Raw genomic sequence first — 13,098 nt, 5'->3', positions numbered from 1 at the left:
GGTTTTTGAGTTTTCCCACTGTTGCCGGTGCTTTGTCGCGGTGATGGTGGGTGCCCACCGGTTTGTGTGCCGGTGGGCTTTTTTGTGGGCGGGTTTAGTCGGTGGTGAAGGTTTCGAGGTTGCCGGCGGGGCCGCCGTGGTTGAGGAATTGGGCGTAGGCCTGCAGGTAGCCTTTGGCGCGTTCGGCGTGTGGTACCCGGTCTGCCCAGGCGTAGAACTCGGCGTCGTGGCCGCCGGGGTGGAAGGTGTGGACGAGTTCGTGGACGATGACGGCGTCGATGACGTAGTCGGGGGCTTTTTTCAGCCGGTCGCTGATGCGGATTGCCCCAGTTGAGGTGGTGCAGGAACCCCAGCGGGTTTTTTGGTTGCCGACCCACCTGATGGAGGTGCAGCGGGCTTTGGATTCGAGGTATTGCGCGTTGAGGGTGTGGGCGCGGCGTTCCAGGTCAGCGTCGGAGGCGCGGGCCCCGCTGGTGGTGCGGTTGGTGAGTTTTTTCACCAGGCTGTCGATGTGGCGTTGTTCTTCGCTGGCGCTAAGCCCTGCGGGTAGGCGCACTTCGATGGTGTCGCCGACGTGTCGGGCGGATACGGTTTTGCGTCGCCGTGGGGAGCGGATGATGGTGACGTGTGGGCGTGTCATGGGTGTGTGGTGTGGTGAATGCTGGGGTTGGTGGGGGTTGGTGGGGGTTGGTGGGTGGTTGCTTAGTGTAGTTGGTGGTGGGGGTGGTGGAACCACCGGTGGCACGGGGTGCGTCTGAGGGGGTGTATCGCCGGTGTTGTGCGGCGCATTGTTAGTTGTTTTGTTGTCTTTTTTACGTTGTTGTGTGAGGTGGTTGGTGTTGGCTGATCGTGTGCTGCGGGTGGATCCGCGGGCTACTCCCCCGGCAGACCATGTGGTTGATGGGGCGCGCCGGTTGGTGTGTTTGCGGGATAGTGCTGTGGTGGTGGTGCGGGATGCCTTTTCGGTGCAGTTTGGGGTGGATGCTGCTTCGGCGGGGGTGTTGTTGTTGCGGCAGGGCGAGGATGCGGCCGGGGTGTGCAGGGTGTTGCGGGCGGCGCGCCAGCCGGTGGGGTTGACGGCGTTGGCTGATGGGTTGTGCGGATGTGGGGTGCCGCGGCATCGGGCGCGGGTGATGATTGCGGATTTGTTGTGTGCGGGGGTGTTGGTGGATTGGTTTGCTGACCCTGGTGAGGTGGTGGTGTTGGGGGATGGCCCTGCGGTGGCAGCCCTGGTGGAGGCGTTAGGTGAGGTGTGTGGGGTGGTGGCGCGGCGGGTGGGCCGAGGTCAGGCGGATGCGCAGGCGATTGCGGGGGCGGCGGGGGTGTGCCCGGTGGTGTTGGTGAATTATTGGCGGCCTACGTCGGCGGTGTGTCGGGCGTTGGTGGAGCATTCGGCGCGGGTGGTGCCGGTGTCTTTTGTGGGTGAGGTGGTGGAGGTGGGGCCGCTGCATGTGGATGGGCGGGGGCCGTGTGTGGTGTGTGCGGAGTTGCGCCGCCGGGAGCGCGACCCGTTGTGGGCTTCGGTGGCCAAGGAGTTGGTGCTTTCCCCTGGGGGTGCTGGTGGTGTGGGGTGGGAGAAGGGGTGGTTGGGGCGGGCGTCGTTGGTGGCGGCGTTGTTGTTGCGCCCCTTGCTGGTTGCTGGGGTGAATCCGCCGGCTGGTGGTGCGGTGGGTTGGGTGCCGGGGGCGGTGGTGCGGGCGGGGTTGGGGTCGTGGGAGGTGTCGGCGTCGACACTGCCGAGCCATCCGTTGTGTCCGGATTGTTTTGAGCGGCGCAGCCGGGCGGCGGCAGCCGGTAAGCGGGTCGCTGGCCGCCGCCCGGATGGGGCGGGGGTTTAGCTGAGGTAGTCCTCGAGGGTGTCGAGCAGGGATTGCCCGAAGCGTTCGAGTTTGACCGGCCCGAGCCCGGTGATGCCGAGCAGTTCTGTGGGGGTGCGGGGTTGGGCTTCGGCGATGGCCAAAAGGGTGGCGTCGGAGAAGACGATGTAGGCGGGTTGGTTGAGCTCATCGGCGGTGCGTTTGCGCCATTGGCGCAGGTGTTCGACGAGGTCGTGATCGGTGTCCCCGGGGCAGTCGAGGCAGCGGCCGAGGACTTTTTCCGCGGGGGTGTCCAGGGTGATGCCGCAGGTGCGGCAGTGGGCGGTTTTGCGCGCACTGTGCCCGCTGGTGATCGGCTCAGGATCCTTGACGATGCCGTCAAGGAAGCGGGTGCGGTGGCGGCTGGCGCGGGCGCCTTCCTGGCGGGCCAGCGCCCAGGACAGGTGGAGGTGTTCGCGGGCGCGGGTAATTCCGACGTAGAACAAGCGCCGTTCTTCCTCGATGTGTTCCGCGCCGGCTTTGATGGCTTGTTTGATGGGCAGGGATCCCTCGGAGAGACCAACCAGGAACACGGCATCCCATTCGAGACCCTTGGCGGCGTGCAGGGAGGCGAGGGTGACGCCGTCGACGCTGGGTGGGTGTTTGGCGTCGGCGCGGGTTTTGAGTTCTGCCAGTAGTCCCGGCAGGGTGAGGTCGCCGGTGATGCTGGCGAGTTCTTCGACGAGTTCGGCTAGCGCGTTGAGGGATTGCCAGCGTTCGCGGGCTTGGGCGCCTTCGGGTTCGCTGGCGCTCAAACCCAGCGGGGCGAGCGCTGCGCGCACCACCCGCACCAGGCCCGCACCCTGGGCTTGCTCCGGGAGATCATCCCGGCCGGACAGGCGCACCAACTCGGTGATAGCAGCCCGGATTTCGGGCCGGTTATAAAAGCCTTCACCGCCGCGCACCTGGTAGGGGATGTTTTCTTCGGACAGGGCCTGTTCGAACAGTGCGGAGTGGGCGTTGATGCGGTACAGCACCGCGATCTCCCGGGCGGGGATGCCCTGGTTGATCAGCTGCGCGATCTTTTTGGCCACCCCACGGGCCTGGGAGGGCTCATCGTCATAGGAGGTGAAGGTGGGTTCACCACCTGCCGGCCGCATACCTTCCAGGGTGAGTCGGGTGCCGGCCACCCGGCCTTGGGCTTGCCCAATGACCGTGTTGGCCAGGTCGGTGACCTGCGGGGTGGAGCGATAGTCGCGTTGCAGCCGCGTGATGGAGGCGTGCGGATACTTGCGGGAAAAATTCAGCAGGTAGTCGGGGGTTGCGCCGGTAAAGGAGTAGATGGTCTGGTTGGCGTCACCGACGACCGTTAAGTCGTCGCGGGTGCCCAGCCACGCGTCCAGCACCCGCTGCTGCAAAGGGGTGACGTCCTGGTATTCGTCGACGACGAAGCTGCGGTACTGCTGGCGAAACTCCTCGGCGATCGCCGCGGAATTTTCCAACGCGCCCGCGGTGTGAACCAGCAGATCATCGAAGTCGAGCAGCATCCCGTCCTCGGAGGTTTTTGCCTGTTCGTACAGGCGGTATGCCTGGGCGATTTTTTGGGGATCCGCAGGGGCGGTGCGGCCGGAAGAATCGACCGCCGCGGGGTAAGCGTCGGCGCTAATCAGCGACGCTTTGGCCCATTCGATCTCAGAGAGCACATCGCGCACCATGTCGGTGTTGTTCTCCAGGCCAGCGCCCCGCACCGCCCGGCCCACCAGCGGAAACTTATTATCCACCAGTTTCCACGGCAAAGAACCCGCGACCTGCGGCCAAAAATAGGCCAACTGGCGCCGCGCGGCCGCGTGGAAGGTGCGGGCCTGCACCCCACCAATGCCCATAGTTGCCAGGCGGTGGCGCATCTCCCCGGCCGCGCGGGAAGTAAAGGTCACCGCCAACACCCGCTGGGGGCTGACAAAGCCCTGGTCGATCAGGTGGGCGATCCGGTAGGTAATGGTGCGGGTCTTTCCGGTGCCGGCACCGGCCAGGATGCACACCGGGCCACGCGGCGCGGTCGCGGCGACGCGCTGATCATCGTCGAGGGAATTCAGATCAATCATGAATCAAACAGGCTCTTTTGTGGCAAAAAATCTTCAGTCTTATGGGTCCAAAACTCAATCAAGGTCCGGGCAATAGACCCTTGAGGCGACAGCGGCAGCCCGCCCGCCACGATCTCCTCACGGCTGGCCCACCGGGTCTCCACGAGCTCCCCGTCCGTTGCAGCCACCGCCTCCCAATCATCGGTGAGCCCATACATGCCCAACATCAACGCACCCGACGCCGGCCACGGCTGCGAACCCACATAGCGCACCCCGCGCACCCGGCGGCCGGTTTCCTCCAGCACCTCCCGCGCAAACGCCGCCTCCAAAGTCTCCCCCGGGGACACATAACCCGCGATCAGGGAAAAATAGTCCGGGCGCAACGCATTACGACCCAACAAAATCCGCCCCCGACACTCCACCAGACCAATCACCGCCGGATCCAGCCGCGGAAAAAACGCGGCCCCCCGCGCACTCGTGCCCACATGCCCCTGCTCATCAAAAGTCAACGGTGTACCATCCGCCGGATGAAACCGGTGCAGCTGCTGATTTTTCACATACCCAGCCGCCGCCAACAAATCCGGATGATCATCAACCAGCATGCTGCGCAGCGCCACCACCTCACCGCCCACCTGCGCGGCCAGGCGCGCCAACTCCTCCTCATCAACCAAACGCGCCCACTTCCCCTCACTGACCCGCGCCACAATCGGCGGCCGCGCACCCCAAGCAGCCTCAACCACCGCATCATCCTGCGCCGAGCGCTCACACACCCCCGCCCCCACACCGGCAGACGGATCGTAATCAAACCAATGCGGGCTACCATCCGCATCCACAATGATCTGCAACGACGGCGTCAAATGAATCAACCGGGCCATCACAAACTACCGCTCACCCGCAGCATCCGCCTGGGCATCCTTCGGCGCCAACCCCCGAATAAACAACAACTTATCGCCCTGCTGCACCGCACGCGCAGCCGGCTCACTCACCCGGAACAACTCACCATGGCGCACCACACCCAACGCCAACGGCGACAACTCCCGCGGCGACTTACCAGCATCTGCAGCAGTAACAATCATCTCCGTAATCGACATGCCATCATCCGGAGACAACAAATCCTCCAACATCTCCACCACCGTCGGAGTCACCGTCGCCAACCCCAACATCCGGCCCGCGGTCTCCGAAGAAATCACCACGCTATCCGCACCCGACTGCTTCAACAAGTGCACATTCTCACTCTCCCGCACACTGGCCACAATCGTCGCATTCGGAGCGATCTCACGCACCGACAGCGTCACCAACACCGCCGTATCATCCATATTCGGCGCCACCACCACCGCCTTCGCGCGCGCCACCCCCGCCAACTTCAACACATCAGCCTTCGTCGCCGAACCCACCACCGTCACCAAACCCCGCGTCGACGCCATCTCCAGCGCATCCTTATCAGTATCGACCACCACAATGCTCGCCGGGCTCACCCCATCAGCCAACAACGCCGACACCGCACTACGGCCCTTCGTTCCATAACCAACAACCACAGTGTGATCACGCATGTTCTTCCTCCAACGCTGGATCTGTAAAGTGCGGCGAGTCTCATCCGTCAACACCGCCAAAGTGGTACCCACCAACAAAATCAGGAACAAAATCCTAATCGGGGTAATAATGAAAATATTGACCAAACGCGCATGCTGCGTCACCGGGGCAATATCGCCATAACCCGTCGTCGACAACGACACCGCCGAGTAATACACCGCATCAACAAAAGTCAGATCCTCGGTATAGCCACCCTTATCGGTGTACACCAACACCGCAACCACGCCCATCAGCGCAATCGCATACGCAATTCTTCGGGTAATCAACCACCACGGACTAAAAGAACGCGGCTGCGGAATCTTAATGATCCCCAACAACGCATGATCAGGAAGATCAACCAGTTCAGTATCACTACGCAAATGCGCACGGATTCGCTGCGGCACGTCGGTGCACGCTCACTTTCATCACAAGGTGTTCCTACCGCCGGACCGAACGCACACCCAAGATGTGCGGCGATAGAACCATGGCACCAACATCAGGCACCATCATCGCTGGAGAACAACAACTCCAACTCTTTAGCACCCGGTAGCTTACCCGGCTGGAAGAATTGCTCGAAGCCGATGTAGAAGAAACCCGCCGAAATACCCTCCGGCGCCACCGCAGAACCAGTCATCGACTCCAACAACTGCCCCAACGCATAGCGATACACCGCCAACTGAATCGCCGCACTATCCGCCTCCGCACCGACCGGCGGACGCGAAGACTTCCAATCCACCACCAACCAACCCGACGCCGGATCATCCCCCTCATGAAAAATAGCGTCAATCCGGCCACTGACCAACCGCGAACCCAACGACACCGTAAACGGATACTCCACAAACACCGGATCCATATCCGCCCACCGGCTCGCCAAAAACTTCTCCTGCAACACCGCCAACTCCGCCGAAGACACCTCCCCTTCCTCATCAAAACCCACAGAATCATCCATCAACGGCGCATCCAACAACGAACCGCGCCCATAATGATCCTCAATCCACTGGTGCAACGCCGTACCCCGCTTGGCAAAAACATTCGGCCGAAACGGCTGCGGGCGACGCCGACGACGCGCAAACTCCTCCGGATCCCGCGCACACGAAACCAAATCACTCGCCGTCACCTCCGAGCCCACATTCACCGTCACCGTCGGAGCATCCGCGCGCCGCGCCTCCTCCACCAACGCCCGCACCTCACGATCCCACAACCCCACCACAGGCACAGCCCGATCACCCTCACCACCCGCACCAGCATCAGCATCAGCCACCAGGCGCTCATACTCCGCCCGCACCCAATCAGCCGCCCGCAAAACCCCCACCGCACGATGCTCCAAAAAATCCCGCGGCACCGGCGCCTGCTCCACCACCGGTGCCTCCCCCACACCAGCCACAGCTTCAGCTTCAGCCCCCGTCGCAGCCTCAACTTCTGATGCGGCGTCCACAACAAACTCCGGAAAAACAGCACACAAGCGCTCCAACACCCCAAACGGCGCATCCGGACGCGCCCCACCATTATCAGCAGCACTAGTCACAATCAGATGCCGCTCCGCACGCGTCAACGCCACATAAAACAACCGCTCCACCTCCCCCAAATTGCCCGCCCGCAACTCCTTCTTAAACGCATCAACCGCGCCTTTAAGCTGCGTCTGATCCTCCACCTCACTGGTATCCAACACCGGCGCACCAAAACGATGCCCCGCATCAGCATCCGCCCGCAAAGCCGTCGGCAACGCCCCCGGACTCGTCGCCCACGTCGACACACCCCGCTCACCATAAATCCGATCCGTCACCCCCACCACAGCCACCGACTGCCACTCCAACCCCTTAGCCTTATGCACCGTCAAAATCTGCACCCGATCACCACTGACCGCCACCTCCCCACGCGTCAACCCCTGATCATGCTGCACCGCCAACTCAAAATAATCCAACATCCCCACCACACTCGCCCCCGGAATGCGACCATAGGCAGCCACCTCCTCAGCAAACCTATCCAAATGCGCAGCCCCCACATGCGCACGACCACCCGTCGACTCCCGCGTCAACACCTCAGCACGAAGCCCCATCACCTGCTCCACATCACTGACCAAATCCGTCAGACTCGACCCCAAACTATTACGCCGCAACTCGCGCAACTCACTCGACAACATCGCCAACCGCCGATACCCCTCCACGCTGTACTTCTCCGGCGCATCCAAATCCGCAATAGCATCAGCCAACCCCACCCGAGTCTCCTCCGTCGCCGACAACAACCGCGCAACCTCAGCCGCACACTTCTCCAACGCCCCTTGCGACACCACATCAGCATCCACCCCCAAACGCTCCTGCTGCGCGCGCAACAAAGCCAACACATGCCCCTGCAAATCCGCGGCATCCCGATCCAACACCAACTTGTCGTCCTCGGCGACCACCTCAGCCACCTCAACGACCTCCCCCGCACCCACACCGGAAGTTTTCTCCGACAGCTTCGTCGCCCGCCCCGCCAAATTCCGGGCACGCGCCGCCAACTTCCTCAAATCATCAAGCCCCAAATTGATATGCGGGCCCAACAAAATCCGCAACGCCGCCACATCATCCTGAGGGCGCACCAGCATCCGAATCACCGCCAGCACATCAACCACCTCCGGGACCTGCAACAACCCCGCCAAACCCACAATCTCCACCGGCACATCCCGCTCCCGCAGCGCAGCAGCAATCGCCGGGGTCTGCTTATGCTGGCGCACCAACACCGCCCCAGTAAACGTCTGCCCCGCCTCCTGGGCAGCCCAAAAATCTTCCGCCAACGCCTCCGCCACCGCAGCGTTTTCCTCCTCCGCGGTCGCATACCTACCCAACAACACCCGCCCCGGCGCAGCGCCCTGCCGCGACACCAACGGCGAAACAATACGGTGCGCAGAATCCAACGCCCCCAACTGCCCCACCGTGGCCTGATTCGCCAACGCCAACACCTCCGGCGGATTACGCCAACTCGTCGTCAACTCGCGAGTCTCGGCCGGTTTTTTCACCCACCGCACCGGCTGCTCCCCCACCGGCTCCTCCAAGCCCTCAGGCTGCGAAGCAGGGCGAAGCACAGGAAAGTCGGTGACGAACTCCACCAAATTCGATGCTGTTGCACCCCGCCACGAGTAAATCGCCTGCATCGGATCACCCACCGCAGTCACCGCAATGCCCCGCGCCACGCCCGAAATGTCATCCGACTGCTGCGGATTCGGATCACCAAACAGGTGAGACAGCAAAATACGCTGCGCCGCCGACGTGTCCTGATACTCATCCAACATCACCGCCCGGAAACGCTGCCGCTGGGACGTCCGCACCTGGCTGCGCCCCCGCGCCAGCCGCGCCGCCACACTCATCTGCTCCGCGAAGGTCATCACGTTGCGCTCCCGCAGCTGCTGCTGCAAAGCAGCCACCGCCGGCAACAAACTCAACCGACGCGCCTGCGCATCCAACACCTGCCGGGTCAGCGTCGTCAGCCCCTCCGGGTCCTTCGCCCGCTTCGACGGCGGCAAAGACTCCACCAACGCAATCAGCGCCTCCGTTTCCTCCCGCACGTCATCAAGCGAAATCAGGTGATCATCAAGCTCCTTTTTCAACAACAGCACCTGATCCACAATGCTGTTGCGGCCATAAGCATCATCCAGGTGCAAATCCCCCTGCAGCCCCTCCACCACATCCCGAGCAATCAAGTACTGCTCGGTGCCACTGATCAGCCGGGAGGTCGGCTCCACGGGCAGCAACAACCCATACTCCCGAATCAGCCGGCCAGCATAGGCGTCATAGGTCAACGTGGTGGGGTTAGCGGTAGCCAGCGCCTTCGCCAGCTGGCCGTCCTCATCAATCGTGACCAACTGCGGGCACGCGGCCAAAGCCTTGAGCCGCTGGCGGATGCGCTGCCCCAACTCCTGGGCCGCTTTGCGGGTAAACGTCAACCCCAAAACCGCATCCGGGGAAACGTACTTGTTGGCCACCAACCACACCACGCGGGCCGCCATGGTTTCCGTTTTTCCAGCCCCCGCACCAGCCACCACCAGCAGTGGCTCCGCCGGCGCGGTGATAACGGCGGATTGCTGCGGAGTCGGCGGGAAAGGCTGGCCCAACCACTGCGCCAGCTCTTCGGCACTGACCAAGGGTTCGTGATCAAGGTTCATGGGTCGTCGCTTTTCCTTCCGCACTCACCGGGCACACAATCCGGATCGGGCAGCTCGTACAGGTGGGATTTTTTTTCGCAAGAACGCTGGGGCCAATGCTTGCGCGGGCGGCATCCGCTAAAAGGTTGCGGATCACCTGGCGGCTGTCGTCGTCGAGTGCCGGCTGATCCCTTTCGGTGACCACCGTGCGCGACGACGGCTTCGCCACGTAGGCCAGCTGGGCGCCCGCCACCGTCTGCCCCTGGCCCTTTGGCGCGGTCGAAAAACCACCGTGCCCATCGGCGACCGCATGCTCAAAGGCATACTGGTACGTCGCAAGCTGGGGGTTGGTGGCGGCTTTTTCCTTCGTCGTCGGCTGATTGCCGGTTTTAATATCGACGATCCGCAACCCGTCACTATAGGTTTCCAGCCGGTCAACCCGCCCCCGAATCCGGGTCGGCCGCGCATCCTCGGCAGGTGGCTGCCCATCGGCTGCGGGTTGGGACAGATCAATATCGACGGTGATGTCGACCTCAGTAGCAACCGCGTCGGCTGCCGCATCGCGACGGCTCACCCAGGCGACAATGTTGTCGATGATGCCATCTAGTCGACGGTGCAGGCGGTCTTGCTCCCACTGGGGGCCGGAAATCATCGTGTCGTAGGTGTCATGGGCCAGCCCACGCAACACCCGAATATCAACCCCATTGGACACTGCCTCAGCGATCGCGTGCAGCAGCGTACCGGTGTGCATGCTCGTGGTCTCACCCAATGGCCCTGGAAGGGCGCGCGTGATCACATGGCGGGCGGGGCAGGTCGTAAGGGACTCAACCGCCGATGGTGACAGCACCACCGGGGCGGAGTCCTCCACCAGTGGTGTGCGGGTGCTCGGCTCCACCGCACCCCACCAATAGTCCGGGTGCGCGCTATGGATACCGGCCGCCGCCAAGCGGGCAAGCTGGGTTGCTGCCTGTTTTCGCACCCGCTCGGGCACCGCGTCATCGCTGGCAAAGCGCCGCAGCTCGGCAACCATCGTCGGCACCGCCAACAGTGGCGACGGCAACAACAGCCCCTCGGTGTGCTCAATCAATTCCTGGCGCTGCCGCTTAGCATCATCCGAGTCTTGCCCCAGGGTAGCTAGGGTGGGGGGCTCCTCGGTGGACGCAAGCGCACCGGAGTTCTCGCTATCGGGCTCAGGGATTTCGCCCCCGATGAGGTGCGCAAGATGCCCAGACATGATCGCTTCCCCACTGTATCGCTGGTAGTCCTCGCCCAAATCCTCTAAGAATCTGGAGGGCACCAGCTGGGCTTCTTCGGGGCTGTTCACCGTCGTCACCACGATGGTTTCGGTGGCGCGCGCCAGGCTCAACTCGAACAGGCGCAGTTCCTCAGCCAGTTTGTCCCCGGCGCGGGACACGTGCAGTCGCGGGTCGAGTCCATCGTCGTTGAGGTCGATGAGTTCTTCTTGCCCGAAAAGGGTTCCGGTTTCCCCGATGGTGGGCCAGGAGTCTTCTTGGACGCCGGCGATGATGACGTGGGGCCATTGTTGGCCACTGACGCCGTGGGCGGTGAGGATGCTGACTGCGTCGGGCATGGCGGTGCGGCGATCGCGGGCGCTGGTGGGTAGCTGTTGGGCGTTGACGGTGTCGATGAAGCTGGCGATGCTGGCGGTGGGGCGTCGTTCCACGAAATCGCCGGCCATATCAAAAAGCGCCATCATGGCGTCTAGCGCGTGGTCGGCTTGGGAGCCGCGGGCTCCGCCGCGAAGTGCGACTGCGGACAGGCTGTTGCCCAGCCCGGTTTTTTCCCATGCCGCCCAGAGGATCTGTTCCACGGATTCTCCGGCGTCGATTGCTGTTTTGGCGGCGGAGATCACCGCGTAAAGGTGCTCGAAGATAGCTTTTTCTGCGGCGGTGAGGGGGCCGATGATCTCGGCGATCTGGCGGTCGTGTTCTTCTTTGGTGGTCTCGGCGCTCGGGTGCAGAAGTTCGCGCAGGATGACCAGGGAGCGGCGGCGGCCTCCGCGGGCCATTTCGGCTTGGCGCACGCCGCGGATGAGTTTGCGTAGTGTCACTGGGTCGGCTCCGCCGACCGGCCCGAGGACGAGGGCTTCGACTTCTGTGACTTCCAGGGGGCGCAGCGCCGCGGTGATGGCCAGGAGTAGTTGGTTGACCAGTGGGTGTTCGGCAAGTACCAGGTCGGTGGCGTCCTGGTGGACGGGTACGCCGGCGGCCAGCAGCGCCCGTTTGATGCTGGCGATGTTGCTGCTTTCGCGAACGATGACGACGTGGTCGGCCCATTGGTTGCCTTCGATGAGGTGGCTGCGGCGCAGAATATCGGCGATGATGGCGGGTTCGGTGGCGGCCCGTTCGCAGGTGATCAGGGCTTTACGGTGGGGGTTGCGGTGGGTTTTATCCAGGGTGATGTCGTGGTCGGGTGTGACTGGAAGTTCGCTGAGGAAGCGGGGGTTTGCGCCGCGGAAGCGGAACACGGCTTGGTGGGGGTCTCCGGCGATGATGGTGGTGGGGATTTCTTGGCGGAACTCTTGGATGAGTTGTGCCGCTACCGGGTCGAGCTGTTGGGCGTCATCGACGATGAGGGTGTCGATGCGTTGGAGGGTTTCCAGGCGGAAGTTTGGCGAGTCTGGGTCGTTGATGGCTGCGAGCGCCCGGGAGGTTAGTTCTGAGGCGTTGAGTTGTTGCAGGCCGGATAGGTTGGCGATGGCTTGGTATTCGTCGAGGAAGTGTCCGCTGGCTGTCCATAGTTCGCGGTCGAAGTCGGCGCCCCATTTCTTTAGGGTGGCTGCGGTGATGCCGCGTTCTTGGGCGCGCAGGATGAAGTCCCTCAAGGAGCGGGCGAATCCCACCAGTGGCAGCGCGGGCTGGAGGTGTTCGGGCCAGTAGGCGCCGCCGTCTTCGGCATGTCCGAGCAGCATTTCTCGCATGATGGCGTCGTGTTCGGCGCCGGTGAGCAGTCGGGGTGCGGGTTGCGACAGGTGGGCCGAGTAGTCGTTGAGGATGGCGAAGGCGAAGGCGTGGACGCTGCGGACCATTTTTCCGGCGGTCGCGAAGTTGCGGGCGGCCAGGCGGGTCGCCAGGAGGCGGCGGATGCGGTTGGCGGATTCTTTGGATGCGGTGACGATGACCACCCGGTCGGGGTGGATTCCGGCGTCGATGCGGGCCAGCGCTGCTTCCACTAGCAGGGTGGTCACGCCGCTGCCTGCCGGCCCGGTGACGCGCCAGTGTCCGCTGGCTCCGATGAGCTTGCTGGCGTTGTCGGGGATGGCGTGGGGTGCGTCCGGCTCCGGTAGGGATGTGTCGACGATGATGCGGGGGTGGACTGCGGAGAGGAGTCGGCGTTCGGGGCGTACCCCGGTGTCGCGGGGGTCTGTGCGGGTGTGGAGCTGCTGGGAGGTGGCCGTGGTCGTTGTTGTACTCACTCGGTGTCCTCTCCCCCGTTTCGTGTTCCCCGCCCCGACTGCGTGGAGGTGGGGTTGGTTGGTGTGGGTGTCGTCGCTGTCGCTGGTGTGGTTTCACCT

The 13,098-nt window shown here is 63.3% G+C and carries 7 protein-coding genes; 1 reads left to right on the top strand and 6 read right to left on the bottom strand.

The window, feature by feature from the left end; genetic code table 11:
* Window positions 1-94: 94 nt before the first annotated feature.
* Window positions 95-640, bottom strand: a complete 546-nt coding sequence (locus CAQU_RS02945) for a M48 family metallopeptidase (RefSeq protein ID WP_075725084.1) — start codon at window positions 638-640, stop codon at window positions 95-97.
* Window positions 641-839: 199 nt separating this feature from the next.
* Here CAQU_RS02945 and CAQU_RS13180 point away from each other — a divergent pair, with 199 nt between their 5' ends.
* Window positions 840-1,838: a hypothetical protein gene (locus CAQU_RS13180; RefSeq protein WP_157108873.1), complete on the top strand. Its 999-nt coding sequence runs from the start codon at window positions 840-842 to the stop codon at window positions 1,836-1,838.
* On the opposite strand, the gene CAQU_RS02935 is transcribed toward CAQU_RS13180, so the two are convergent.
* The 5 genes from CAQU_RS02935 to CAQU_RS02915 all read right to left on the bottom strand — a co-directional run bounded on the left by CAQU_RS02935 (window position 1,835) and on the right by CAQU_RS02915 (window position 12,999).
* A complete protein-coding gene (locus CAQU_RS02935) occupies window positions 1,835-3,898 on the bottom strand; it encodes an ATP-dependent DNA helicase UvrD2 (protein ID WP_075725080.1) in 2,064 nt (687 codons plus the stop codon). The two genes, CAQU_RS13180 and CAQU_RS02935, sit on opposite strands and share 4 nt — an antisense overlap.
* The gene (locus tag CAQU_RS02930; RefSeq protein WP_245797280.1) at window positions 3,895-4,752 is read right to left on the bottom strand and encodes an NAD(+) diphosphatase; all 858 of its coding nucleotides are present in this window, start codon (window positions 4,750-4,752) and stop codon (window positions 3,895-3,897) included. Before CAQU_RS02930 ends, CAQU_RS02935 begins: the two co-directional genes overlap by 4 nt.
* 6 nt (window positions 4,753-4,758) lie before the next feature.
* The gene (locus CAQU_RS02925; RefSeq protein WP_075725076.1) at window positions 4,759-5,850 is read right to left on the bottom strand and encodes a potassium channel family protein; all 1,092 of its coding nucleotides are present in this window, start codon (window positions 5,848-5,850) and stop codon (window positions 4,759-4,761) included.
* Between the two features lie 92 nt (window positions 5,851-5,942).
* Window positions 5,943-9,584, bottom strand: coding sequence for an ATP-dependent helicase (locus CAQU_RS02920; RefSeq protein WP_075725074.1), 3,642 nt, complete (start codon window positions 9,582-9,584; stop codon window positions 5,943-5,945).
* Complete coding sequence (locus CAQU_RS02915) at window positions 9,574-12,999, bottom strand: ATP-dependent DNA helicase (protein ID WP_075725072.1); 3,426 nt, start codon at window positions 12,997-12,999, stop codon at window positions 9,574-9,576. The genes CAQU_RS02920 and CAQU_RS02915 overlap by 11 nt, the downstream gene beginning before the upstream one ends.
* Window positions 13,000-13,098 lie beyond the last annotated feature (99 nt).

The organism is Corynebacterium aquilae DSM 44791, from assembly GCF_001941445.1.
Classification (GTDB): Bacteria; Actinomycetota; Actinomycetes; order Mycobacteriales; family Mycobacteriaceae; genus Corynebacterium; species Corynebacterium aquilae.
Note: the sequence above shows the minus strand (reverse complement) of the source record. Positions and strands in the feature narration are given on the sequence as shown.

What these genes read in the sequence shown, in the direction of transcription:
- CAQU_RS02945 (WP_075725084.1), bottom strand. Translation starts at nt 640, where the DNA reads ATGACACGCCCACACGTCACCATCATCCGCTCCCCACGGCGACGCAAA.
- CAQU_RS02935 (WP_075725080.1), bottom strand. Translation starts at nt 3,898, where the DNA reads ATGATTGATCTGAATTCCCTCGACGATGATCAGCGCGTCGCCGCGACC.
- CAQU_RS02930 (WP_245797280.1), bottom strand. Translation starts at nt 4,752, where the DNA reads ATGGCCCGGTTGATTCATTTGACGCCGTCGTTGCAGATCATTGTGGAT.
- CAQU_RS02920 (WP_075725074.1), bottom strand. Translation starts at nt 9,584, where the DNA reads ATGAACCTTGATCACGAACCCTTGGTCAGTGCCGAAGAGCTGGCGCAG.